The organism is Streptomyces sp. NPDC050743, assembly GCF_044456925.1.
In the GTDB taxonomy this organism is placed as follows: domain Bacteria; phylum Actinomycetota; class Actinomycetes; order Streptomycetales; family Streptomycetaceae; genus Streptomyces.
In genome coordinates this window covers 68251-91362 of the sequence record NZ_JBITGJ010000025.1, presented here as the reverse complement: position 1 = coordinate 91362, position 23112 = coordinate 68251, and the positions used below count along the sequence as shown (strand labels likewise).

Sequence of the window (23112 nt, the reverse complement as noted above, 5' to 3'; positions counted from 1 at the left end):
CATTGCGGAGGATGCCGAGTGGGGACCGGGGCCCCCGTGCCGGCATCGGCAGGGGCGGACCGCTACCCGGAGCTACAACAGGAGACAGCGATGTCCCAATCGGCTCAGCAGTCCTTGGAGACTCAGGAGCCCGAGACTCCGCATCTCGATTTCGCGGGCACGACGCCGTACGAGGACTACGTCAGGGCGGACGTGCTCACCCACCTCCAGCACACCCTCTCCGACGATCCCGGAGAGATGGTCTTCCTGGTCACGACCCAGGTCATGGAGCTGTGGTTCACCGTCATCGTCCACGAGTGGGAGACCGCGGCGGCCGCCCTGCGCGGCGACGACGTACCGACCGCGATCGCCGCGCTGAAGCGTTCCGTACGGGAACTGGAGGCCCTCAACGCCTCCTGGACGCCGCTCGGCCAGCTCACCCCGGCGCAGTTCAACTCGTACCGCTCCGCCCTCGGCGAGGGTTCCGGCTTCCAGTCGGCGATGTACCGGCGCCTGGAGTTCCTGCTCGGCGAGAAGTCCGCGTCCATGCTCGTACCGCACCGCGGTGCCCCCCGCGCGCACGCGGAGCTGGAGAAGGCGCTGCACGAGCCGAGCCTGTACGACGAGGTGCTGCGGCTGCTGGCCCGGCGCGGCCACGCGATCCCCGCGTCCGTCCTGCGCCGTGACGTCTCCCAGCGCTACGAGCCCTCCGAGGCGGTCGAGCGGGCCTGGACGGCGGTCTACTCCGGCGACCAGGACGCCGAACTCGCCCGCTTGGGCGAGGCGTTGACCGACGTGGCCGAGCTCGTCTGGCGCTGGCGCAACGACCACCTGGTCGCCACCCGCCGCGCGATGGGCGCCAAGCCCGGCACGGGCGGCTCGGCCGGCGTGGCCTGGCTGGAGAAGCGCGCCCGCAAGAACGTGTTCCCGGAGCTGTGGACGGCGAGGTCCCATGTCTGAACCGGTCCTGGAGGCGGCGAAGCTGGACGCGGCCGACGAGCTCGCACCGCTGCGTTCCCGTTTCGTCCTCGACGATGTGATCTACCTCGACGGCAACTCGCTCGGCGCGCTGCCCGCGAACGTCCCGGACCGGGTGGCCGACGTGGTCCGCCGCCAGTGGGGCGAACTGCGCATCCGCTCCTGGGAGGAGAGCGGCTGGTGGACCGCGCCGGAGCGGATCGGCGACCGGATCGCCCCGCTGGTCGGGGCGGCGGCCGGGCAGATCGTCGTGGGCGACTCCACAAGCGTCAACGTGTTCAAGGCACTTGTGGCCGCCGTGCGGATGGCGGGCGAGGACCGCACCGAGATCCTGGTGGACGCCACCACCTTCCCCACGGACGGCTACATCGCCGAGTCGGCGGCCCGCCTGACCGGCCGCACCCTGCGCGCGGTGACGCCCGCGAAGGTGCCGGGGGAGCTGAGCGGCCGTACGGCGGCGGTGCTGCTGAACCACGTCGACTACCGCGCGGGCCACCTGCACGACCTGCCGGGACTGACCGCCGCGATCCACGCCGCCGGCGCCCTCGCGGTGTGGGACCTGTGCCACAGCGCGGGCGCGCTGGAGGTGGGCCTGGACGAGCACGGGGTCGACCTCGCGGTCGGGTGCACCTACAAGTACCTGAACGGCGGCCCGGGTTCCCCGGCGTACCTGTACGTCCGCAAGGAGCTCCAGCCCCGCTTCGACTCCCCGCTGCCCGGCTGGAACTCGCACACCGACCCCTTCGGCATGAGCCCGTCGTACACCCCGGCGCCGGGCGCCCTGCGCGGCCGGGTGGGCACCCCGGACATCCTGTCCATGCTGGCCCTGGAGGCGGCCCTGGACGTCTGGGACGAGGTGTCCGTCGCCGCCGTCCGCGCCAAGTCCCTCGCGCTGACGAACTTCTTCCTGCGGTGCGTGCGGGCGTACACCGAGCCGGGGCGCGTGGAGTCCGTGACCCCGGAACGCCACGAGGAACGCGGCAGTCAGGTCGCCCTGCGCTGCGACGACGCGGGCGAGGTGATGAAACGCCTGATCGCCCGGGGCGTCGTGGGCGACTTCCGGCACCCCGACGTCCTGCGCTTCGGCTTCACCCCGCTGTACGTGACCTTCGCCGAGACGGAGCGGGCGGCGCGGATCCTGGGCGAGGAACTGGCGTAGGGGAGGGCCGAAGCCCCGAGGCCGGGGCCTGGGAGAAGGGGGGACCCCTCTCCCAGGCCCCGGCCTTTCCCTACAGAACCGTTTATTCCTCACCCTGCGTGACATCCCCATGTCCGCGCATGTCACCGGCCTGATACGGTCCCGCCAACGCGAACGGGAATTCCCCACCTGGTCCGCCAGACGCCAAACGCGTTCCATCGCTGAGAGGTTGGAGCATGCCGGACGACGCCGCAGCAGCCCGCGCCGCCGCAGAAGAGGAGTCGGCCTTCTCGCATCCGCCGGTCGACCCCGACGTCACCTCCGCGTACGGCAGCCACCCCGACCAGGTGATCGACTTCTACGCCTCCCGGAGCGACCCGGACTCGCCGGCCCCCCTGGTGGTGGTCCTGCACGGCGGCGCCTGGCGCGCCCGCTACGACCGCCGCCACATCACCCCCTTCGCGGACTTCCTGGCCCGCCGGGGCTTCGCCGTGGCCAACGTGGAGTACCGGCGCGGCGCCGACGCCCTGATCCCCGGGCAGAACACGGGTGACGGCGGCGACGCCACCACCCCTCCGGCCGGCCGCTGGCCCGCCACCTTCGACGACGTCGCGGCCGCCCTGGACGCGCTGCCCGCCCTGGTCCGCGAGGCGCTGCCGCAGGCCGACCCCCGCCGCACGGTGCTCACGGGCCACTCGGCCGGCGGCCACCTGGCCCTGTGGGCGGCGGCCCGCCACGTCCTGCCCCCGGACAGCCCCTGGCGCACCGACGGCCCGGCCGCCCTGCGGGGTGTCGTGGCCCTGGCCCCGATCGCGGACTTCGAGGTGGCGGAGAAGCTGGACGTCTGCGGCAACGCGAGCCTGCAACTCCTCGGCGGCCACGACACCTTCGCCGAGCGCCGCCCCTACGCCGACCCCGTCCTGCTCCTCCCGACGGGCATCGCGACGACCCTCGTCCAGGGCCGCACGGACCTGGTGGTGCCGCAGGCGGTGGCCGAGTCGTACGCGGACGCGGCGGCGAAGGCCGGCGAGGTGGTGGGCCTGACCCTGCTGGAGGACGTCGGCCACTTCCCGCTCATCGACCCGGCGGCGGACGCGTGCGCGGTGGTGGCGGAGGAGATCGCCCAACTGGCCTGGTGACAGGGGGCTCCGGGTCCGCCCCGGTGATACCCGTAATACCTGAGAGCTACCTCGCAGAACAGCTCCCTGGCGGGACGCCGACGACACGCCCCGATCCATAACTTCCTTGTCAGACAAGCCCGATGGCCGGGCGATCTGAAAGGAAGCCCGACCATGGGGCACCCCCAGCACACCGCACACCCGCCCGCACCGACGGACGACGCGTCCCGCTCCACGGACGCGCAGCCGCCGACGCCGACCGCGCCCCACGAGGGCCACCCGCACCCGACGACGAAAGCAGCACGGGCGGTGCGGACGGGAACAAGGACCTGGCCGAAGGCCGGGTCCCCACCCACGGACCCGCAGCCGGACTCCGCCGGCGCGCCCCCCGCCCGCCGCCACCGCAGGGCCCGCCGCGCCCTCCTCGCCACCCTCCTCACCGCAGCCATAGCCGCCCCCCTCTCCGGCGCCGCCCGCCCCCAGATCCCGGCCCCGGCCCCCGCCGCCCTCCCTCCACTCACGGCGACGACCCTCCAGACGGCCTACGCCGCCAACCGAGCCGACGCCACCCGCGCCGCCGGCATGGCCGCCGCGCACGGCGACAGCCACCGCGCCGCCGCCGACCGCACCCTGGCCGCCCCGTCCCGCCACCTCCTCACCTTCGACGGCCGAGGCGCTGGCCAGGCGACGGAGGTGCTGGGCGATCTCGCCCACGCGGACGACATCGCCGTCCTGGTCCCCGGCTCGGACACCTCCCTGGACACCTACGCCCGCTTCCACAAGGCGGCCGCGGCCCTGTACACGGACCTCACCCACCGCGCGCCCCGAGGCACCCGCACCGCGGTCGTCGCCTGGCTCGGCTACGAGACACCGGCCACCGTCAGCACCACGGTGACCACGACCACCCGCGCCGAGGAAGCCGCCTCCCACCTGCGCGCGTTCGTACGCGAGCTGCGCACAGCGACGAAGCCGCGGGCGCACCTCTCCCTGATCTGCCACTCCTACGGCACGGTCGTCTGCGGCCGTGCCGCCCATGGCCTGGACGCCGACGACATCGCCCTGATCGGCAGCCCCGGCACCGGCGCGGACTCCGCCGCCGCCCTGCACACCCGCGCACGAGTCTGGGCGGCCCGCGGCAGCGAGGACTGGATCGCGAACGTGCCGCACGTCAGCGCCACCCTCTTCGGCACCACCGTCGGCTTCGGCACCGACCCGGTCTCCCCCACCTTCGGCGCCCGGGTCTTCAACGCCGGCAACGCCAACCACAGCGGCTACTTCACCCCGGGCTCGGCCTCCCTCACCAACCTGGCCCGAATCACCCTCGGCGACCTCCTGGAGGTGCCCCGTGCCTGACCCCGGCACCAGCACACCACACACGCGCCGCAGGCCCCCGCAGCCGCCGACGGTGATGTCGCTCCACAAGGGCCACCCGCAGCCGAGGACGAAACGGTCACGGGTGGTGCCGGTGGGCACCCGAACCCCGCCGAAGGCGCCCCGCACCCGCACCCGGAAATGGTGCCGAGCCCTCCACGCCGTCTCCCAGTCCGCCCGCCACCTGGACACCCTCACCCCCGTCACCCGGGACCGGGCCGTCGACGCGCTCCGGGCGATCGCGATCCTCGGAGTGGTCCTGGGCCACTGGCTGGTGACCGCACTCGTGGCGAGCGACGGCGGCCTGCACACCACGAGCCCGTTGCAGCACATGCCCTGGCTTGCCCCGATCTCCTGGCTGTTCCAGACCCTGGCCGTGTTCTTCCTGGTCGGCGGCCACGTGGCGAGCCGAAGCCTCGCCACCGCCCGGGACAGAGGCGAGACCTACGGCTCCTGGCTGCGCGCCCGCCTGACCCGCCTCCTCCGCCCGGTGGCCGCGCTCCTGTGCGTGTGGGCGGCGGCCGCCACGGCCCTCCTCCTCACCGGCACCCCGTTCGCCACGATCGAGGCCCTGGTCAAGCTCGCCCTGTCACCGTTGTGGTTCCTGCTGGTCTTCGCCGCTCTGACGGCCGCCACACCGCTCCTGACCCGTCTCAACCCACTCTGGCCGCTCGCCGTCGTCCTGCACGTGGACCTGCTCCGCTTCGGCCTGCACACCGGCCCGTCCTGGCTCGGCTGGCTGAACCTCCCGGCGGGCTGGCTGGTCCCGTACACCCTGGGCGCGGCCTGGACCCGGGGCGAGCTGGACAGCCGCCGTGCGGCCCAGGTCCTGTTCCTCGGCGGTACGGCGGCCACGGCCGTCCTCGTCGGTTGCGCCGGCTACCCGGCGTCCATGGTCGGCGTCCCCGGTGCGAGGATCTCCAACCTCGACCCCCCGACCCTGGCGGCCGTCACCTTCGGCCTGGCCCAGTGCGGGCTCGCCCTGCTCCTGCGCGACCGGCTGCGCCGCGCGATGACCCGCCCGCTGCTCTGGGCGGCCGTGGCCCTGGTCAACCTCTCCGCGATGACGATCTACCTGTGGCACCAGACGGCCATGATGGCCACGACGGCCACGGGCCTCCTGGCCGGCCGGCTGCCCGGCCTGCACACCGCACCCGACTCCCTGGGCTGGGTGCCCTACCGCCTCGCCTGGCTCCCCGTCTTCGGCCTGGCCCTCGCCCTGTGCCGGACGGCCTTCCGCCACCACGAACAGGGCCCCCGCCGCCCTCGAAACCGCAGGTCCCCCGTGGTCCGCCGCCATTTGCCTCCAGCAAAGAAGCCACGCAATGCCTAGTGTTGACCTTGTGAAGCCCGCGGCCGCCGACGGTGAGAACCCCCAGGGGACACCCGCACCCGAGAACGCGCCCGCCACCGACCGCGCACACGCCCCGAGGACGACCCCGCGCCGCCTGCGGACCTGGCTCGGCGAGAACCCCTCGCCGAACTCGCCCCCCTTCTCCCGGCACCGCTGGGCCCGCCTCCTCACCTACCTGCTCGTGGGCTACTTCGCCCTGGGCATCGTCCTCGGCGGCGGCGAGGAGCTCGCCGACAGCTACGGCCTCACCCCGGCCGTGGCGTTCCTCAGCACGTTCCTCCAGGCCGCCGCCGTCGTCCTGGCCCTCTGGCGCCCGGTACCCGCCTGGGCGCTGTCCCTGTCCACCGCCCTCGCCACCGCGCTGCTCGCCCGCCAGCAGATGGCGACACCGACGCTTCGGCTAGCGAGCCCCAACTGGCCCTGGTCCACCCCCGTCCTGCTGGCCCACATGGCCGTCCTGCTGCTCCTCGCCCTGCGCGTCCGGTTCCGGGGTACGGTCGCCGCGCTCGTGACGACCGCCCTGGTCACCGCCGTCGTGGAGGGCGGCGTAGGGGCCCTGCGCTACTCCCCGACAGGCACGGTCGCCGTCGGCCTGTTCGCAATCGCCGCCGTCATCGGCGCCGCCCTGCGCAGCCGCAGCGAGGCCCGCACCGAACTGGTCCAGCAGACGACGATCACCGCCGAGGAACGGGCCCGGCGCACGCTCCTGGAAGAGCGCAGCCGTATAGCCCGCGAGCTGCACGACGTGGTCGCGCACCACATGTCGGTGATCTCGATCCAGGCCCAGGTGGCCCCGCACCTGGTGGAGAACCCCTCCGAGGAGCTGAAGGAGAACCTCGCCGGCATCCGCAACAACGCGCTGGAGGCCCTGACCGAGCTGCGCCGGGTCCTCGGGGTGCTGCGGTCGGAGGGCCCGGACGACCCCGAGACGGTCGAGGAGGCCCACCGGCTGTCCGCCCCCGGCACCGGTCCGGCCCCCGACGCCCCGCAGCCGAATCTCGCGCGCCTGGACGCCCTGCTGGAGAACACCAGGGCAGCCGGCCTGGACGTGGTCAAGACGGTGGAGGGCGAGCCCCGTGCCTACCCGCCGGGCGTGGAGCTGTCGGCGTACCGGATCGTCCAGGAGGCCCTGAGCAACGTCCTGCGGCACGCCCCGGGCGCGAGGGCCGGCGTGGACGTCCTCCACCATCCGCACGGGATATGCCTGGACATCACCAACTCCCGGCCCAGCCGTCCGGCCCCGCCGTCCCCGGGCAGCGGTCATGGTCTGCTCGGCATGCGGGAGCGGGCGGCGATGCTGGGCGGTCACGTCGTCGCGAGGCCGGAGCAGGGAGGCGGCTTCCGGGTGACCGCGTTCCTCCCGCGTGACGGCACCCCGGTGCCGACCGACCTCGCCCTGCCCGCCGCGTTCCGGCGGCAGCTGCCACCCGGCTCCACCCCCGATCCGTACCCGCCCGAGCCCCCGACAGGAGAACAGGACCCATGACGAGCGGCGCCGGTCCCATCCGCGTACTCATCGCCGACGACCAGCAGATGGTCCGGCAGGGTTTCAGCGTGCTGCTCGGCGCCCAGCCCGGCATCGAGGTGGTCGGGCAGGCGGTGGACGGTCTGGACGCGATTCGGCAGACCGCCGACCTGGCCCCGGACGTGGTGCTGATGGATATCCGGATGCCCGAACTCGGCGGCATCGAGGCGACCCGCCGGATCACCGCCGAGCATCCCGCCATCAAGGTGCTGGTGCTGACCACGTTCGACCTCGACGAGTACGTGTACGAGGCGCTGCGGGCCGGGGCCTCCGGCTTCCTGCTCAAGGACGCCTCCGCGGACAAGCTGGCCGAGGCGGTACGGGTCGTGGCGGCGGGCGACGCCCTGCTCGCGCCCGGTGTCACCCGTCGTCTTATCGCCGAGTTCTCCCGCATGGACGGTAGTCGCCGGGCCCCGCTCAAGCAGCGCGTCGGCGTCCTCACCGAGCGGGAGACGGAGGTGCTGGCCCTGATCGCGCAGGGCCTGTCGAACGCGGAGATCGCCGAGCGGCTGGTCGTGGCCGAGCAGACCGTGAAGACGCACGTGGGCCGCATCCTGGTGAAGCTGGGCCTGCGCGACCGCACCCAGGCGGCGGTCTTCGCCTACGAGTCCGGCGTGGTCCGCCCGGGCGGCCGGTGAACCTCCACGCGCGACCCGCGTAGTACCTGAGAGGGACGCCCGAGAACCCCTCTCCAAGGTGACGACCGCGCCCCGCCCGCCCGCCTACCGTTTCGTACGTGACCCAGACGACGCACACGCAGACGACACCGCCGGGCCCGGCCGGCCGGCCGCGCAGCCCGGAGTTCCGGCTGGCCGCGGACGCTTTGCGCGGGCTGCGGCAGGACCTGTTCCAGGACGCCTTCGCCTACGACCCGCTGCCCCGCCGGAGCGCCGACGGCACGCTCAGCCGCCGGTTGTCCGCGGGCTGGCTGCCGCACGCGGTGGTGGCCGCGCTGGGCGTGATGGCGATGTCCCTCGCCATGGCGAGCTCCTTCGACTCCGGGCCGGCCGCCCTGCTGTGCGGGCTGCTGGCGCTGGCGCCGGTCCTGCTGACGCTGGCGCGACCGGTGGGGGCGTTCTGGTTCTCGCTGGCCGCGAGCACGGCCGCCGCCGTGATCGGCCGGGGCGAGTGGAGCGACTGGCCCTGGCTGCCGGGCAGTTTCCTGTCCCACCTGGTGGTGCTCACGGTCGTCGCGCTGCGCACCCGCCCGCGCACCGCGGCCTCGATGTGGGTGATGACCGCGGTCTACGGCTTCGTCACCGCGGGCCCCTTCGGCTGGCACCGCTACAACACCAACGTGCCCCCGATGCTGCTCGTGTCGGCCCTGATCCTGCTGGCCGTCTCGCTCCGGCACATCCGCCGCCAGGCCCAGCAGGAGGTGACCGCCCAGCAGACGGTCACCGAGCACGAACGCTCCCGCCGCACCCTCCTGGAGGAGCGCACGACGATCGCCCGCGAACTGCACGACGTGGTCGCCCACCACATGTCGGTGGTCGCCATCCAGGCGGAGGCCGCGCCCTACCGGGTGGAGAACCCGCCGGAGGAACTGGAGAAGGCGTTCGTCACCATCCGGGAGAACGCGGTGGCGGCCCTGACCGAGCTGCGCCGGGTCCTCGGGGTCGTACGCGCGGAGGACTACGAGGCGCCGGACGCCCCCCAGCCGACCCTGGCCGACCTCGACGGGCTGCTCGCCAATGTGCGGGAGGCCGGCCTGACGGTGGAGAAGGCGGTGACCGGCGCGGTGCGGGAACTGCCGCAGGGCGTGGAGCTGTCGGCGTACCGAATAGTGCAGGAGGCCCTCAGCAACACCCTGCGGCACGCACCGGGAGCGAGCGCCCGGGTGGAGATCGGCTATGTCCTCGGCGGTCTGGGCCTGCGCATAGTCAACACCCCGCCGCCCGCGCCGCACCTGACCAAGCCCTCGCCGGGCGCCGGGCACGGCATCACGGGCATGCGGGAGCGCGTGTCGATGCTCGACGGCGAGATGACAGCGGGCCCGACGGAGGCCGGGGGCTATGAGGTGACGGTGTTCCTGCCGGTGCCGGCGGCCACCGCGAGCGAAGGGGACGCATGACCATCCGCGTGCTGATCGCGGACGACCAGATGATGGTCCGCGAGGGCTTCTCCGTCCTGCTGAACGCGATGCCGGACATCGAGGTCGTCGGCGAGGCCGTCAACGGAAGGGAGGCGGTGGACCGGGTCCGTGACCTCGCCCCGGACGTCGTGCTGATGGACATCCGCATGCCGGAGCTGAACGGCATCGAGGCCACGCGGGAGATCGTGGCGGCGGACGCGGCGGCGAAGGTGCTGGTCCTGACGACCTTCGACCTGGACGAGTACGTGTACCAGGCGCTGCGCGCGGGAGCCTCCGGCTTCCTCCTGAAGGACGCCTCGGCCCGCCAACTGGCCGACGGAGTGAGGGTGGTGGCCGCGGGCGAGGCCCTGCTGGCCCCCTCGGTCACCAAACGGCTGCTCACGGAGTTCTCCCGCCTCTCGGACGCCCCGCGTCTGGTCCCGTCGGCCCAGGCGGCGTACGGCGAACTCACCGAACGCGAGACCGAGGTCCTGATCCTGATCGCCCAGGGCCTGTCCAACGCGGAGATCGCCGAGCGCCTGGTGGTGGCGGAGTCGACGATAAAGACCCATGTGAGCCGCATCCTGGTCAAACTGGGTCTCAGAGACCGCACGCAGGCAGCGGTGTTCGCGTACGAGGCGCGCCTGGTGACACCGGGATGACATGAAGGGCGACTCCTGCGGTCGGGGACCCCTGGTCAGACGTCTGTCCGGCGGGTTAGCGTCCCGGCATGGCAGGCCCCACCGACCTCGGTTTCGATCCCTGGGACCCGGCGTTCCTCGCCGACCCGTACCCGGCCTACGCCGAGCTGCGTGCACGCGGCCGGGTGATCCGGTACGAGCCGACCGACCAGTGGCTGGTTCCGCACCACGCGGATGTCGCGGCGCTGCTGCGGGACCGCCGGCTGGGGCGGACGTATCAGCACCGGTTCTCGCACGAGGAGTTCGGGCGGACCCCGCCCGCGCCGGAGCACGAGCCGTTCCACACGCTCAACGACCACGGCATGCTCGACCTGGAGCCGCCGGACCACACCCGGATCCGGCGCCTGGTGTCGAAGGCGTTCACACCGCGCACCGTCGAGCGCCTGAAGCCGTATGTGCAGGGCCTGGCGGGCGACCTGGTGGCGGCGCTCGTCCACAACGGCGGCGGGGATCTGCTCACCGACGTGGCCGAGCCGTTGCCGGTGGCGGTGATCGCCGAGATGCTGGGCATCCCGGAGGCGGACCGGGGTCAGCTGCGCCCCTGGTCGGCGGCCATCTGCGGGATGTACGAGCTGAACCCCTCCGAGGAGACGGCCGCGAAGGCGGTCCGGGCGTCCGTGGAGTTCTCGGAGTACCTGCGGGAGCTGATCGCGTCCCGCCGCAAGGAGCCGGGCGAGGACCTCGTCTCCGGCCTGATCGCGGCCCACGACGAGGACGACGACCGGCTGACCGAGCAGGAGATGATCTCCACGGCGGTCCTGCTCCTCAACGCCGGCCACGAGGCCACCGTCAACGCCACGGTGAACGGCTGGTGGGCGCTGTTCCGCAACCCCGGCCAACTGGCCGCCCTGCGCGCCGACCACTCCCTGATCCCGTCCGCGATCGAGGAGCTGATGCGCTACGACACCCCGCTCCAGCTCTTCGAACGCTGGGTCCTGGACGACATCGAGATCGACGGCACGGTGATCCCGAGGGGCTCGGAGATCGCGCTGCTCTTCGGTTCCGCCAACCACGACCCGGCCGTCTTCGCCGACCCCGGCCGCCTGGACCTGACCCGCGCCGACAACCCGCACATCTCCTTCAGCGCCGGCATCCACTACTGCATCGGCGCCCCGCTGGCCCGCATCGAGCTGGCCGCCTCCATGACGTCCCTCCTCCAGCAGGCCCCCACGCTGACCCTGGCGGCGGAGCCGCGTCGGAAGCCGAACTTCGTGATCCGGGGGCTGGAGGGGCTGAGCGTCGAGGTGGGGTGATCACCCGTTCGGCTGGTCCATGGCGAACTCCGGCAGTGGACGCGGGCGACTCGGCAAGGTGGTGTGCGTCGGAGAGGGGAAGGGGCCATGGCGGGCACTTCGGATCAGCTGTTGGTGGAGGAATTCGAGCGGATCGCCGCCTTAGCCGAGCGGGAGATCGAGACCGTCCGGTTCGAGTTCGTCGGCGGCCGGATCGGACTGAGAAAAGCGGTCGACGGGAACCACAGCACGCTCGTCATGCGTCTCGTCCGGCTGTGGATGCAGACCCGGCCCGAGCTCGGGCTCTTCCCCGCGCGGGGTCTGAAGGTGGAGGCGCGGCGCGGGGGCCGTGTCCTGCCCGACGGTGTGCTCGCTCCCCTCGGGCACTTCGCGGGTCACGGGGACTGGTCCGACCCCGACGGGGTGCTCATGACGCTGGAGATCACGTCGTTCGACCCGGACACACACCACCGTGACCGCGTGGTGAAACCCCGCGCCTACGCCGAGGCGGGGATCCCCGTCCATCTGCTGATCGACAGGGACAACCTCTCCGTCCTTGTGCACAGCGATCCCGACCCGGAGCACGGATACCGGGATGTTTACATGGTGAAGCTCGGCGGCAAGGTCACCCTCCCCGAATTCGTCGGTATCGAACTCGGCACCGAGGACTTCAAGCAGTATGTCGACTGAGCCTCAGCCCGCCAGATCACGGCGCCGCACGCCCGCCAGCCCGCCGGCCACCAGCACTGCGGCCAGCCCCAGCAGCACCAGCACCGGCCCCCACTCCATCCCCCCGCCCGGCAGCTTCGGCAGATGCCCGAATGGGGACAGGTCCAGCACCGCCCGCGGCGCGTTCAGCGCGGGGCCGATCCAGCCGATCAGCAGCACCGCGCCGGCCACACCCCACGCCGCGACCGCGCCCCGCGGCAGCACGCCGAACAGCAGGACCGCGACCCCGCCGATCACCCATACCGCGGCGACCTGGAGCAGGCACGCCCCCAGCACCGGGCCGATCTGCCGGCCGTAGCCGACGGCGAAGCCCAGGCCGGCCAGGAGCATCAGCAGGGCCGAGCCGCCGAAGGCGATGATCAGGTGGCCGGCGGCCCAGCGCAGCCGGCCCACGGCCGTGGCCAGCACCGGCTCGGCCCGGCCGGAGGTCTCCTCGCCGCTCAGCCGCAGCACGGAGGAGACGACGTAGAGCGCGGCGACCAGACCGAGCATGCCGACCATCGCGGCGAGGAACGCGTCCGTCAGCCCCGACTGGCCGCCCATCCGCTGGAAGATCTCCCGGGCCTTGGCGTTGTCGCCGACGAGCCGCGCCGCGCCGTCCGTCATCCCGCCGTAGACGACCCCGGCGAGGAAGAAGCCGATCGACCAGCCGAGCACGCTGCCGCGCTGCAGGCGCCAGGCCAGCGCGCCCGCCGTGCCGAGGCGGCCGGCCGCCGGTCCCGGCCGGGTCGGCAGGAAGCTCATGCCGATGTCCCGCCGCCCGGCCAGCTCGTAGGCGGCCACCGCCTGGAGGGCCACGGCGGCGACGAACAGCAGCAGCACCCACCAGCGTTCGGCCGCGAAGGCACGCAGGTCCTCCAGCCAGCCCAGCGGGGACAGCCAGGTGAGCAGGGAGGATCCGTCGTCCGACGCCGAGTCGCCCGCCGCGCGCAGCACGAACGCCGCGCCCAGCACGGCCGCCGTCAGCCCCCGGGCCAGCCGGGCGCTCTCCGTCAGCTGGGCGACGATCGCCGCCATCGTTGCGAAGACCATGCCGGCCCCCGCCACCCCGAGCCCGAAGGCCACGGCACCCGGCGCGCCCTGTCCGGCCAGCCCCGCCACGATCAGGACGCACAGGGCTGCGTTGGCCACGGCCGCCGTCAGCAGGGCCGCCGTGAGCGGGGCCCGGCGCCCCACCATCCCGGAGGACACCAGCTCCTGCCGCCCGCTCTCCTCCTCGTCCCGGGTGTGCCGTACGACGACGAGCAGGCTCATCACGGCGGCGAGGGCGCCCGCGTACACCCCGACCCGCCAGGCCGTCAGCGCGCCGATGGAGTCGTCGAAGACCGGGCCGACCATGGCGCGCAGGGAGGTGTTGGTCGCCATCTGATGCATCAGGTCGGCGCGGGCGGCCGGGGTGTCGTACAGGCCCTTCAGCGTCTTCGGCATGGAGAGGACCATCAGCGCGTTCACCGCGACCCAGACCGGGATCAGCACGCGGTCGCGGCGCAGGGCGAACCTCAGCAGGGCTCCCGTGCCGGCCAGTTGGCGCGTCATACCGCCACCCCGTCCGGCTCGTCCTGGTAGTGCCGCAGGAACAGCTCCTCCAGCGTCGGCGGCGTCGAGGTCAGCGAGCGCACCCCGGAGGCGATCAACGAGCGCAGTACGGCGTCGAGTTGGTCGGTGTCCACCTGGAGCCTGACCCGGTGGCCCTGCACGTCGAGGTCGTGCACGCCCGGCAGGTGGGCCAGCCCGTTGGGCGGGCCGGCGAGTTCGGCGCTCACGCTGGTGCGGGTCAGATGCCGCAGGTCGGCCAGCGACCCGCTCTCCACCGTCCGGCCCTTGCGGATGATGCTGACCCGGTCGCAGAGTTCCTCGACCTCGCTCAGGATGTGCGAGGAGAGCAGGACCGTGCGGCCGCGCTCCCGCTCCTCCTCCACACAGCGCTGGAAGACCTCCTCCATCAGCGGGTCCAGGCCCGAGGTCGGCTCGTCCAGGATCAGCAGGTCCACGTCCGAGGCGAAGGCGGCGACCAGGGCGACCTTCTGCCGGTTGCCCTTGGAGTAGGTGCGGCCCTTCTTGGTCGGGTCCAGCTCGAAGCGGTCGATCAGCTCGGCGCGGCGCCGGGTGTCGAGACCTCCGCGCAGGCGGCCGTAGAGGTCGATGACCTCGCCGCCGGAGAGGTTGCGCCACAGGGTCACGTCGCCGGGCACGTAGGCGATCCTGCGGTGCACCTCCACCGCGTCCCGCCACGGGTCGTGGCCCAGCACCTGAGCGGCGCCCGCGTCGGCGCGCAGCAGCCCGAGCAGCACCCGGATCGTGGTCGACTTGCCGGCGCCGTTCGGGCCGAGGAAGCCGTGCACCTCGCCGGCCTCGACGTCCAGGTCGAGGCCGTCCAGCGCGTGGGTACGGCCGAAGGACTTGTGAAGTCCGGAGACCGTGATTGCCTTCGTCATGGCTCCGAACGTACTCTTCTTTCAGAAATTTGTGAAGTTAAGGAAGAGTAGAAACCCTCGGTTAGGGTGAGGGCATGACGGAGTCGAGCACAGGAACGCCGGAGCGGGACCCGGAGTCGGTCTCGCGGTTCGTGGAGCACTTCGCGGCGCAGCTGGTCGAGGCGGGCGTACCGCGCATGCCGGCCCGGGTCTTCGCCGCGCTCCTCGCCTCCGACACCGGCACCCTGACCTCCGCCGAGCTGGGTGAGCGACTGCGGATCAGTCCCGCCGCGGTGTCCGGCGCGGTCCGCTATCTCGCCCAGGTCCACCTGGTCTCCCGCGAACGCGAGCCGGGCTCACGCCGGGAGCGGTACCGGGTGCACAGCGACCAGTGGTACGAGGCGCTCACCAACCGCGAGGCGATCATCAAGCGCTGGGAGGAGGCCCTGCGGGAAGGCGTCTCCAGCCTCGGAGCCGACACCCCCGCGGGACGCCGGCTCGCCGAGACGCTGGACTTCTTCGAGTTCGTGGAGAGGGACGTGGCTCAGATGATGGAACGCTGGCGGGTGTACCGGGAGCGCAAGTACGGCCGCTGAACGCGGCGCCCGGTCGCCCTCACCGCTCGGGCACCGAAGGCAGCACCAGCCCCCAGGCCCCCTCCACCACCCGCCACGTCCGCCTCCGTACCGGCCCCGTCACCGCCGCGTCCGCCCGGTACCGGAAGTCCGCGCCGACGACCGTCACGGTCCGCCCGGAGGTCCGCAGAGGCGTCGCCTCCGCCCCGACCGACAGGGGCCGTACCTCCACCCGCGCCAATCCGCCCGGGCCCGGCGCGACGGACACGGCCTCCACGGGCTGGCCGAGGTCGACCACCGTCTCCCCGTCGACCTCGACCCGGAACCGGGAGGGCCCCGGCGCCGGTACGGCGGCGAGCCGGGGCGGGCGGGGGGCGAGGGTGCGGACCAGGGAGCGGTACCAGGCCCGCCCGGCGGCGACCGGCACCGGCTCGGCGGCCGCCGCCCGCACCACCGGCTCCGGCGGAATGCCCAGCCCGCTCAGCACGACCCCGTCGCTGTCGTCGACCAGCAGGTCCAGGCGCCGCTCGGCCCCGTCCAGCACGGCCCGCGCCGCCGCCACCGCGCCGCCGGGCACGCCCAGCGACTCCGCGAGGCCGGTGTCACCCACCGGGACCACCGACAGTGCGCATCCGGCCAGCTCCCGCGCCCGGTGCAGCAGGGTCACGGCCCGCATCAGAGCGTGACCGTCGCCCACCACGACCGGCCGCCTCGAACCCCGCCGGTCCAGCGCGCGGGCGAATTCCTCCGGCCCGTCCGGCAGGCACACCTTGGCCGCCGCACCCGCGCTGAGCACGTCTTTCGCGATCCGTACGGACTCCCCGTCCGTCTGCCGTGCCGCCGGATCGATGATCACCAGCAGCTGTTCGGACATCGCGAAAGTCGCCACCTCGGTCCTGCCTCGCTTCCTCGGGTAGCATCTTTGTGCAAGAGCCCCTTGCGCTATTGCGCCAGGGGCTTCGTCTATTCCGGGGCATCCGGTCCGACGGTTGGCGACCAACGGCGGTCGCTGTGGCACGCGGCGGTGAACCTTACGCCCACGCCCCCGACCTTGGACATGCCCCGCCCGGAAGGGGTGTACGCGCGTGCCCGCACTTGTGCTGCTCGGTGCTCAGTGGGGTGACGAAGGCAAGGGAAAGGCGACCGACCTGCTCGGTGGCTCGGTGGACTATGTAGTGCGGTACCAGGGCGGCAACAACGCCGGCCACACGGTCGTCGTCGGCGACCAGAAGTACGCCCTCCACCTCCTCCCTTCCGGAATCCTGTCTCCCGGATGTACTCCGGTCATCGGTAACGGCGTCGTCGTCGACCCGTCGGTCCTGCTCTCCGAGCTGAGCGGTCTGAACGAGCGTGGCGTCGACACGTCCAAGCTCCTGATCAGCGGTAACGCGCACATCATCACGTCGTACAACGTGACCGTCGACAAGGTCACGGAGCGCTTCCTCGGAAAGCGGAAGATCGGTACGACGGGGCGCGGCATCGGCCCGACCTACGCCGACAAGATCAACCGCGTCGGCATCCGGGTCCAGGACCTGTACGACGAGTCGATCCTGACCCAGAAGGTCGAGGCGGCCCTCGACGTCAAGAACCAGATCCTCACCAAGCTCTACAACCGGCGCGCGATCGCCGTGAGCCAGGTCGTCGAGGAACTGCTGGGCTACGCCGAGCAGATCAGGCCGTACGTCGCCGACACGGTGCTCGTCCTCAACCAGGCGCTGGAGCAGGACAAGGTCGTGCTCTTCGAGGGCGGCCAGGGCACGCTGCTGGACATCGACCACGGCACGTACCCCTTCGTGACCTCCTCGAACCCGACCGCCGGCGGCGCCTGCACCGGCGCCGGCGTGGGCCCCACGAAGATCAGCCGGGTCATCGGCATCCTCAAGGCCTACACGACCCGCGTCGGTGCCGGTCCCTTCCCGACCGAGCTGTTCGACGAGGACGGCGAGGCGCTGCGCCGGATCGGCGGCGAGCGGGGCGTGACGACGGGCCGGGACCGGCGCTGCGGCTGGTTCGACGCCGTCATCGCCCGGTACGCCACCCGCGTCAACGGCCTGACCGACTTCTTCCTCACCAAGCTGGACGTCCTCACCGGCTGGGAGCAGATCCCGGTCTGCGTGGCGTACGAGATCGACGGCAAGCGCGTCGAGGAACTGCCGTACTCCCAGACCGACTTCCACCACGCGAAGCCGGTGTACGAGACCCTGCCCGGCTGGTCCGAGGACATCACCAAGGCGAAGTCCTTCTCCGACCTGCCGAAGAACGCCCAGAACTACGTCAAGGCGCTGGAGGAGATGTCCGGCGCCCCGATCTCCGCGATCGGCGTGGGCCCGGGCCGGGACGAGACGATCGAGATCAACTCGTTCCTGTGAGCCCCCGGGCCGCCCGGCCCTGATCGGCCGCGCCCCCGTCCGGCTTCCGCCGGCGGGGGCGTTTCGGTCGGCCGAGCCGGAGCGAGGCCGCCGAGGGATCGCGGCGGACGCCGACGGGATCCCCCGTTTCCCCCGGCGGTGATCAGCGGGCGCTCGTTCGGCGTGCGCGGTGCAATGGGGGTATGAGCGTCCACCGGAATGCACGGTGCCGGGGACCGTACGGTGGCGAGGGCGACGACGCCGAGGGCATGGACTGCTCCGACCCCGCGATCTTCGAGGTCGCCCGGTACCACCGGCCCCCGCTTCACGTGTGTCCGGTGCACCTCGGCCCCTCCCTGCTGATGGCGAGCGGGGTGCTGTGGCCGCCGCAGATCAGGCTCATCGGCCGTGTCTGAACCCGGCGCTTCCCGACCGCGCCGCCGGGCGTCAGGCAACAGCAACCAGCCCTGGCGGTACGTCGGTTAAAAGCGGGTGAACAGACCCGGGCTGGTCGTGGACATGAACTTCCTTGACCGGCCCTTGGGTTGTTCGTGGTTCTCAGCGGAACCGGAGTGAGGCAAGCATCTACGCGGGTAGTCCCCGCACGTCTCTCGCACAGAACCTCCGCACTCCAGCCCTCTCCAGGAGCCTCGAATGCCCCTCAGTCCCATGAACCGCCGGGAGTTCGTGAAGAAGTCGGCCGTCACCGGGGCGGCGGTGGCCGCCGCCGGGACCGTCGGCACCGGCACCGCGCAGGCGGCCGAGGCCGGTCACCGTCCCGAAAAGGCGCCCCGGACCTGGTCGTTCTCCATCCTCGGCACGACCGACCTGCACAGCCACGTCTTCGACTGGGACTACTACAAGGACGCCGCCTACACCGACAAGGCGGGCAACTCCGTGGGCGTGGCGCGCGTGGCCACCCTCATCAAGCAGCAGCGCGAGGCGAAGGGCGAGGACCACGTCCTCCTCGTCGACGCCGGCGACATCATCCAGGGCACTTCCCTGGCCTACTACTTCGCGCGCGTCGACCCCATCACGGGCACCGACGGCAAGAAGGGCCCCAAGCACCCGATGGCCGTGGCCATGAACCACATGCGCTACGACGCCGCCGCCCTCGGCAACCACGAGTTCAACTACGGCATCGAGGTGCTGCGCAAGTTCGAGAGCCAGTGCCACTTCCCGCTGCTGGGCGCGAACGCGCTCGACGCGACGACCCTGCGCCCGGCCTTCGCCCCGTACACCGTGAAGCGCATCTGCGTGCCGGGCGCGCCGGACATCAAGGTCGGCATCCTCGGCCTGACCAACCCCGGCATCGCGCTGTGGGACAAGGACAACGTCAGCGGCAAGATGGTGTTCCCGGGCCTGGTGGAGCAGGCGAAGAAGTACGTGCCGAGGCTGCGCGCGCTGGGCTGCGACGTCGTCTTCCTGACGGACCACTCGGGTCTCGACGGCTCCTCGTCGTACGGCGATGAACTCCCGTACGTCGAGAACGCGTCGAACCTGGTGGCCGAGCAGGTGCCGGGCATCGACGCGATCCTGGTGGGCCACACGCACGTGGAGGTCCCGTCCTACACGGTGAAGAACGCGGAGACCGGCGAGGAAGTGCTCCTCTCGGAGCCGTACTGCTGGGGCTACCGGCTCAGCGTCTTCGACTTCGAGCTCGAACTGCACCACGGCCAGTGGAAGGTGACGAGCAAGAAGGCGCAGACCCTCAACCCCAACACCGTGGACGAGGACCCGGAGATCAAGAAGCTCCTGGAGGCCGACCACGAGCTGGTGGTCAAGTACGTCAACACGGCGGTCGGCACCTGCACGCAGGACCTCTCGGCGGCGGAGTCCTGCTGGAAGGACGTGCCGATCATGGACTTCATCCACAAGGTCCAGATGGACACGGTGACGACGGGCCTGTCCGCGTCGGACGCCGCCCTTCCGCTGATCTCGGTCGCGGCCCCCTTCTCCCGCACGGCCGACATCCCTCAGGGCAACGTCACCATCAAGGACATCGCCGGCCTCTACATCTACGACAACACCCTGTACGGCAAGAAGCTGACGGGCGCCCAGCTCAAGGACTACCTGGAGTACGGGGCGAAGTACTACCACCAGGTCCCGGCCGGCACGAAGGTCGACACCGCGACGCTGACCAACGCCAACAACTTCTGGGACTACATGTACGACACGGCGGCGGGCGTCGACTACGAGATCGACATCGCGCAGCCGGAGGGGTCGAGGATCAAGAACCTGACCTACAACGGCGCGCCGGTGGCCGACGACCAGGAGTTCGTCGTGGCGGTGAACAACTACCGCGCCAACGGCGGTTCGGGCTACCCCCACATCGCTTCCGCCCCCATCGCCTACAGCTCGACGAACGAGATCCGTCAGCTGATGATCGACTACGTGACCGCGAAGAAGAGCCTCGACCCGGCCGACTTCGCCGTCACCAACTGGAAGCTGACGCAGGCGGGCACGCCGGTCTTCTGAGAGCGGCGTCCTCGACGAAGGGGGAGCGATGAGCACGGTGGACGACGACAAGAAGGTGGTCCGGGGCTTCTTCGAGGCGGTGAGCGAGGGCCGGCTCGAGGACCTGCCGCGGTACATGGCGGCGGACGTCGTGGACCACAACAAGATCATCCACGGTGAGGCGGACGACCCGGGGGCTGCGTTCGAGGGCCTGCGCCGGCAGTCGGAGGCCCTCGCACCGCTCACGGTCCAGGTGGACGAGCTGATCGGCGAGGGCGACCGGGTGGTGGCCCGCGTGACCCAGCGGGGCGTGCACAGCGCGGCCCACCCGCGCATGCCCGAGCCGACCGGCCGGTCCTTCGAGATCGAGGCGATCTGGATCTTCACGCTGCGGGAGGGCAGGATCGCGGAGATCCGCGCGGTGAGCGACCGCCTCGGTCTGTTCGCACAGCTCGGCTGGCCGTTGCCGGTGGCCGACTGACCGCACCGCACCGAACCGACCGCCGGCCGGGGAGAGGACGAGCACCGTCCCCTCCCCGGCCGGTGCCGTGTCCGCGCTGCGGATGATCAGCCGGTGGTGAAGGGGGCGTACCCGGTCGGCACCTCGCTCACCCGCAGGTCCGAGAAGAGCAGGGTGAGCCGCTGTGCGCTGGTCTCGATCCGCACCTCGTGAAAGTCGACCCCCACGGCTCGCGCCCACCGACGAGCCGCCTCCGACTCGGGCAGGACCTTCGCCCCCGGGTACAGGGCATGCCACCTGACGCCCCAGACGTATCCGTCGAGGCCGGCATCGGGTTCATGGCCGATGAGGCGGTCGTCCAGGGAGATCCGCCAGGTTTCGGGCGACACCGACGACTCGCACCGGGCCTCGACGCAGTGCCTGAAGAGATACCGCAGGTAGCCGGGCTCGACGCCGGTGCGGGGATCCGCGGTCGCGTGGACGATGACCTCGTAGTCGCGCAGGTAGCCGGTGAATCCGTGGTGCACGAGGGCCTGGTCGAAGACTTCGTCCAGCAGGTGCTGGAGTGCTGCGGCGTCCATGCGGCCGTTCTATCCCACGCGGTCGGACGTCCGTCGGCGGGATTCGTCAGCCGGACGAGCGCGTGGCGCCGAAGTGTGTCTCGTGTGTCCAGACGTGGTGGCAGGAGGGGCACTGCAGGTTCAGCAGGCTGCCGGTGTTGGAGAGCAGATAGCGCCAGTGCGCGGTGCAGGTGCTGCTGCCGCCCTGCCGGCACGTCTCGCAGCCGGCCCGGTCGTCACAGTTCGGGCACGCCACCCAGGCGCGCCGCCCTATGTCGGCCTGCGGATCAAGCGGCAGCATCGCCGGGTCCCGGGGGGAGCACACCGGCCGCCACCAGCTCGTCGTAGATGCGCTGCTGCTCGGCGTCCAGCCCGGAGTACAGCAGCGCACGCGCCTCCTCCTCACCGCGCAGCGCCGCCGCGGGGTCCCAGTCGGGGCCGAGGGAGGCCATGACGTGGGTGCGCCGGAGCATCTCGTGCGAGCTCAGGTCGACGCTGAAGTCGAAGGTGGGGTCGTGGGGGGACATGCCACCGAACGTAGGTAGGCATTTCCCCCACGGCAAGGAGAGGTGGGTGAGATCACACAGTCCGGCCGACCGGTCGGTCAGCTGAAGACGATCATCGAGCCTTGGGCCAGGGAGCGCGTCGCCGCTGCGTGCAGGCCCAGCCACACGTGCCGTTCCCGGGCGAAGGGGCTGGGGTCGTACGGGGCCGGGACGGCCGGTTCCTCCAGCTCCGTGGGGGCCGCGGGCGGGGCCGGGGCGGCCGGAGGGTTGGCCGGGTCGATGCCGATCGAACCGGCGACGTACTCCAGCTCGCGCAGGAGGGACTGGGAGGAGCCCAACGGGCCGCCCCCTGCGAGGAGTTCATCGTTGGACAGCGGGTTCGGGAAGTCGACCGGGACGTAGGCGCCCGCGTGGTCGTAGTGCCAGACCAGGTGGGACTGCTGGGCCGTCGACTCGAACATCTCCAGCAACTGCTCGTAGTCGCCGCCGAGTTCGTCGACGGGGGTCACCGGCAGGCCGCAGACCTGGAGCAGGTACGCGCGGCGCAGGAAGTGCAGCGCGTCGTAGTCGAAGCCGGCCACCGGCGCGACCTCGCCGGACAGGCCCGGCATGTACTGGTACACCGGCACCGGTGGGAGCCCGGCCTCGGCCAGTGCGTTGTTGTACTGCGCGAGTTCCTCGGCGAACGGGTTGTCGGGCGTGTGGCACAACACGTCCACGAGCGGTACCAGCCACAGGTCACAGGCCAAAGAGGGCTCCTCGCACACAGAAGGGGCCACCAAGGAGGTGGTTTGGGAAGGGTACTGGTCATTTACCCGTTGGTCAGGTGTTCCAGCAGCTGAAGCGAGTGGGCGTTGGAGTCGGCGACGATCCTGCGGGCGGTGTCGGTCTCGCGGCGTGCCAGCGCGTCGACCAGGTCCGTGTGCCCGGCCCACAGCCGGCCGCGCAGGTCGGGCAGGCGCAGCAGGTGCTGCACCGCGCAGACCCAGGACTGCACGCGCAGGCGGTTGAGGAAGTCGCCGAGGTAGGGGTTGCCGAAGAGGGAGCTGAGCTCGCGCCAGAAGCGCAGGTCGTAGCCGATGAGAACCGTCAGGTCGCCGGCCGCGGCGGCCCGCGCGGCCTCCTCGCCGCGGCGCCGCACCGTGGTCAGCGCGGCCTTCGTACGGGCGTCCTCGGGCGGGGTGCGGAAGGCGGGGTGGCCGGTGGTGAGGGCCTGGAACATGCCGTCGGTGACCAGGCTGCGGGCCTCGATCATGTTCCGGTAGTCGGTGACGGAGTACTCCGGCACACGGAAGCCGCGGTGCTGGTCGGCCTCCAGGATGCCCTGCGCGGACAGGTCGACCAGCGCCTCGCGGACGGGGGTGGCGGAGACGCCGTACTGATCGGCGATCTCCTTGACCGTGAACGCCCGGCCCGGTCGCAGCCGCCCCGCCAGCACCTCGTCACGGAGCGCGTCCGCGATCTGCTGGCGCAGGGTGCTGCGGGTCACGGCGCCGGTGCCGGGCATGGGGGGCCTCTCCTCACGCGTCAGGTGACGTGCTCGTACGCACACGCCCGTACTCGCGGTCTACGCGGGTACGTCATGTCTTACGA

Annotated in this window: 24 protein-coding genes; 16 read left to right on the top strand and 8 right to left on the bottom strand. The window is 71.9% G+C overall.

Features of this window, described 5'->3' with window-relative positions:
- The first annotated feature begins 90 nt into the window (after positions 1–90).
- From ACIBJF_RS24040 to ACIBJF_RS23990, 11 genes are all read left to right on the top strand, one after another.
- Entirely contained in the window at positions 91–939 is an 849-nt protein-coding gene (locus ACIBJF_RS24040; RefSeq protein ID WP_351807525.1) for a tryptophan 2,3-dioxygenase family protein, read from the top strand.
- The gene (kynU, locus tag ACIBJF_RS24035) at positions 932–2116 is read left to right on the top strand and encodes a kynureninase (protein ID WP_399176524.1); all 1185 of its coding nucleotides are present in this window, start codon (positions 932–934) and stop codon (positions 2114–2116) included. Before ACIBJF_RS24040 ends, kynU begins: the two co-directional genes overlap by 8 nt.
- Positions 2117–2331: 215 nt before the next feature.
- The gene (locus tag ACIBJF_RS24030) at positions 2332–3234 is read left to right on the top strand and encodes an alpha/beta hydrolase (RefSeq protein ID WP_399176522.1); all 903 of its coding nucleotides are present in this window, start codon (positions 2332–2334) and stop codon (positions 3232–3234) included.
- A gap of 153 nt (positions 3235–3387) precedes the next feature.
- Positions 3388–4566, top strand: coding sequence for an alpha/beta hydrolase (locus tag ACIBJF_RS24025; protein ID WP_399176520.1), 1179 nt, complete (start codon positions 3388–3390; stop codon positions 4564–4566).
- A 55-nt stretch (positions 4567–4621) separates the two neighbouring features.
- Positions 4622–5917, top strand: coding sequence for an acyltransferase (locus ACIBJF_RS24020; RefSeq protein ID WP_399176575.1), 1296 nt, complete (start codon positions 4622–4624; stop codon positions 5915–5917).
- Positions 5910–7424 (top strand): sensor histidine kinase, encoded by a 1515-nt coding sequence (locus ACIBJF_RS24015; protein ID WP_399176518.1) that lies wholly within the window; start codon positions 5910–5912, stop codon positions 7422–7424. Before ACIBJF_RS24020 ends, ACIBJF_RS24015 begins: the two co-directional genes overlap by 8 nt.
- A complete protein-coding gene (locus tag ACIBJF_RS24010) occupies positions 7421–8101 on the top strand; it encodes a response regulator (RefSeq protein WP_399176516.1) in 681 nt (226 codons plus the stop codon). Before ACIBJF_RS24015 ends, ACIBJF_RS24010 begins: the two co-directional genes overlap by 4 nt.
- Before the next feature lie 98 nt (positions 8102–8199).
- A complete protein-coding gene (locus ACIBJF_RS24005; RefSeq protein WP_399176514.1) occupies positions 8200–9537 on the top strand; it encodes a sensor histidine kinase in 1338 nt (445 codons plus the stop codon).
- A complete protein-coding gene (locus ACIBJF_RS24000) occupies positions 9534–10199 on the top strand; it encodes a response regulator (protein WP_399176513.1) in 666 nt (221 codons plus the stop codon). Before ACIBJF_RS24005 ends, ACIBJF_RS24000 begins: the two co-directional genes overlap by 4 nt.
- A 68-nt stretch (positions 10200–10267) precedes the next feature.
- Entirely contained in the window at positions 10268–11491 is a 1224-nt protein-coding gene (locus ACIBJF_RS23995) for a cytochrome P450 (RefSeq protein ID WP_399176511.1), read from the top strand.
- 87 nt (positions 11492–11578) lie between these two features.
- Positions 11579–12160, top strand: coding sequence for a Uma2 family endonuclease (locus ACIBJF_RS23990; RefSeq protein WP_399176509.1), 582 nt, complete (start codon positions 11579–11581; stop codon positions 12158–12160).
- Between the two features lie 3 nt (positions 12161–12163).
- On the opposite strand, the gene ACIBJF_RS23985 is transcribed toward ACIBJF_RS23990, so the two are convergent.
- Both ACIBJF_RS23985 and ACIBJF_RS23980 read right to left on the bottom strand, forming a co-directional pair.
- On the bottom strand, positions 12164–13735 hold the full coding sequence (locus ACIBJF_RS23985; protein WP_399176506.1) for an ABC transporter permease: 1572 nt from the start codon (positions 13733–13735) through the stop codon (positions 12164–12166).
- On the bottom strand, positions 13732–14634 hold the full coding sequence (locus ACIBJF_RS23980) for an ATP-binding cassette domain-containing protein (RefSeq protein ID WP_399176504.1): 903 nt from the start codon (positions 14632–14634) through the stop codon (positions 13732–13734). Before ACIBJF_RS23980 ends, ACIBJF_RS23985 begins: the two co-directional genes overlap by 4 nt.
- A gap of 74 nt (positions 14635–14708) precedes the next feature.
- Here ACIBJF_RS23980 and ACIBJF_RS23975 point away from each other — a divergent pair, with 74 nt between their 5' ends.
- Complete coding sequence (locus ACIBJF_RS23975) at positions 14709–15209, top strand: GbsR/MarR family transcriptional regulator (RefSeq protein WP_399176502.1); 501 nt, start codon at positions 14709–14711, stop codon at positions 15207–15209.
- Between the two features lie 19 nt (positions 15210–15228).
- On the opposite strand, the gene ACIBJF_RS23970 is transcribed toward ACIBJF_RS23975, so the two are convergent.
- The gene (locus ACIBJF_RS23970) at positions 15229–16062 is read right to left on the bottom strand and encodes a diacylglycerol kinase (RefSeq protein ID WP_399176501.1); all 834 of its coding nucleotides are present in this window, start codon (positions 16060–16062) and stop codon (positions 15229–15231) included.
- A 211-nt stretch (positions 16063–16273) separates the two neighbouring features.
- Between ACIBJF_RS23970 and ACIBJF_RS23965 the strand changes: the two genes are divergently transcribed.
- From ACIBJF_RS23965 to ACIBJF_RS23950, 4 genes are all read left to right on the top strand, one after another.
- Positions 16274–17557 carry an adenylosuccinate synthase gene (locus ACIBJF_RS23965; RefSeq protein WP_399176499.1) on the top strand — a complete coding sequence of 428 codons (1284 nt, stop codon included), beginning with the start codon at positions 16274–16276 and terminating at the stop codon, positions 17555–17557.
- A gap of 182 nt (positions 17558–17739) precedes the next feature.
- Entirely contained in the window at positions 17740–17952 is a 213-nt protein-coding gene (locus tag ACIBJF_RS23960; protein WP_399176497.1) for a hypothetical protein, read from the top strand.
- 238 nt (positions 17953–18190) lie between these two features.
- The gene (locus ACIBJF_RS23955) at positions 18191–20014 is read left to right on the top strand and encodes a bifunctional metallophosphatase/5'-nucleotidase (protein ID WP_399176495.1); all 1824 of its coding nucleotides are present in this window, start codon (positions 18191–18193) and stop codon (positions 20012–20014) included.
- A gap of 28 nt (positions 20015–20042) precedes the next feature.
- A complete protein-coding gene (locus ACIBJF_RS23950; protein WP_399176493.1) occupies positions 20043–20474 on the top strand; it encodes an ester cyclase in 432 nt (143 codons plus the stop codon).
- Positions 20475–20560: 86 nt separating this feature from the next.
- On the opposite strand, the gene ACIBJF_RS23945 is transcribed toward ACIBJF_RS23950, so the two are convergent.
- The 5 genes from ACIBJF_RS23945 to ACIBJF_RS23925 all read right to left on the bottom strand — a co-directional run bounded on the left by ACIBJF_RS23945 (position 20561) and on the right by ACIBJF_RS23925 (position 23026).
- The gene (locus ACIBJF_RS23945) at positions 20561–21034 is read right to left on the bottom strand and encodes a hypothetical protein (protein ID WP_399176491.1); all 474 of its coding nucleotides are present in this window, start codon (positions 21032–21034) and stop codon (positions 20561–20563) included.
- A gap of 46 nt (positions 21035–21080) precedes the next feature.
- Positions 21081–21314 (bottom strand): hypothetical protein, encoded by a 234-nt coding sequence (locus ACIBJF_RS23940; protein WP_351807544.1) that lies wholly within the window; start codon positions 21312–21314, stop codon positions 21081–21083.
- Positions 21301–21540 carry a DUF6400 family protein gene (locus ACIBJF_RS23935; protein WP_351807545.1) on the bottom strand — a complete coding sequence of 80 codons (240 nt, stop codon included), beginning with the start codon at positions 21538–21540 and terminating at the stop codon, positions 21301–21303. Before ACIBJF_RS23935 ends, ACIBJF_RS23940 begins: the two co-directional genes overlap by 14 nt.
- A 77-nt stretch (positions 21541–21617) precedes the next feature.
- On the bottom strand, positions 21618–22268 hold the full coding sequence (locus ACIBJF_RS23930) for a hypothetical protein (protein ID WP_399176489.1): 651 nt from the start codon (positions 22266–22268) through the stop codon (positions 21618–21620).
- 62 nt (positions 22269–22330) lie between these two features.
- A complete protein-coding gene (locus tag ACIBJF_RS23925) occupies positions 22331–23026 on the bottom strand; it encodes a GntR family transcriptional regulator (protein ID WP_399176487.1) in 696 nt (231 codons plus the stop codon).
- Positions 23027–23112 lie beyond the last annotated feature (86 nt).

Coding starts and splice junctions, on each gene's coding strand:
- kynU (WP_399176524.1), top strand. CDS start 932: ATGTCTGAACCGGTCCTGGAGGCGGCGAAGCTGGACGCGGCCGACGAG.
- ACIBJF_RS23950 (WP_399176493.1), top strand. CDS start 20,043: ATGAGCACGGTGGACGACGACAAGAAGGTGGTCCGGGGCTTCTTCGAG.
- ACIBJF_RS23945 (WP_399176491.1), bottom strand. CDS start 21,034: ATGGACGCCGCAGCACTCCAGCACCTGCTGGACGAAGTCTTCGACCAG.
- ACIBJF_RS23995 (WP_399176511.1), top strand. CDS start 10,268: ATGGCAGGCCCCACCGACCTCGGTTTCGATCCCTGGGACCCGGCGTTC.
- ACIBJF_RS24025 (WP_399176520.1), top strand. CDS start 3,388: ATGGGGCACCCCCAGCACACCGCACACCCGCCCGCACCGACGGACGAC.
- ACIBJF_RS23955 (WP_399176495.1), top strand. CDS start 18,191: ATGCCCCTCAGTCCCATGAACCGCCGGGAGTTCGTGAAGAAGTCGGCC.
- ACIBJF_RS23990 (WP_399176509.1), top strand. CDS start 11,579: ATGGCGGGCACTTCGGATCAGCTGTTGGTGGAGGAATTCGAGCGGATC.
- ACIBJF_RS24020 (WP_399176575.1), top strand. CDS start 4,622: ATGTCGCTCCACAAGGGCCACCCGCAGCCGAGGACGAAACGGTCACGG.
- ACIBJF_RS23985 (WP_399176506.1), bottom strand. CDS start 13,735: ATGACGCGCCAACTGGCCGGCACGGGAGCCCTGCTGAGGTTCGCCCTG.
- ACIBJF_RS24030 (WP_399176522.1), top strand. CDS start 2,332: ATGCCGGACGACGCCGCAGCAGCCCGCGCCGCCGCAGAAGAGGAGTCG.
- ACIBJF_RS23940 (WP_351807544.1), bottom strand. CDS start 21,314: ATGCTGCCGCTTGATCCGCAGGCCGACATAGGGCGGCGCGCCTGGGTG.
- ACIBJF_RS23980 (WP_399176504.1), bottom strand. CDS start 14,634: ATGACGAAGGCAATCACGGTCTCCGGACTTCACAAGTCCTTCGGCCGT.
- ACIBJF_RS24040 (WP_351807525.1), top strand. CDS start 91: ATGTCCCAATCGGCTCAGCAGTCCTTGGAGACTCAGGAGCCCGAGACT.
- ACIBJF_RS23975 (WP_399176502.1), top strand. CDS start 14,709: ATGACGGAGTCGAGCACAGGAACGCCGGAGCGGGACCCGGAGTCGGTC.
- ACIBJF_RS23925 (WP_399176487.1), bottom strand. CDS start 23,026: ATGCCCGGCACCGGCGCCGTGACCCGCAGCACCCTGCGCCAGCAGATC.
- ACIBJF_RS24015 (WP_399176518.1), top strand. CDS start 5,910: ATGCCTAGTGTTGACCTTGTGAAGCCCGCGGCCGCCGACGGTGAGAAC.
- ACIBJF_RS23935 (WP_351807545.1), bottom strand. CDS start 21,540: ATGTCCCCCCACGACCCCACCTTCGACTTCAGCGTCGACCTGAGCTCG.
- ACIBJF_RS24000 (WP_399176513.1), top strand. CDS start 9,534: ATGACCATCCGCGTGCTGATCGCGGACGACCAGATGATGGTCCGCGAG.
- ACIBJF_RS23960 (WP_399176497.1), top strand. CDS start 17,740: ATGAGCGTCCACCGGAATGCACGGTGCCGGGGACCGTACGGTGGCGAG.
- ACIBJF_RS24010 (WP_399176516.1), top strand. CDS start 7,421: ATGACGAGCGGCGCCGGTCCCATCCGCGTACTCATCGCCGACGACCAG.
- ACIBJF_RS23970 (WP_399176501.1), bottom strand. CDS start 16,062: ATGTCCGAACAGCTGCTGGTGATCATCGATCCGGCGGCACGGCAGACG.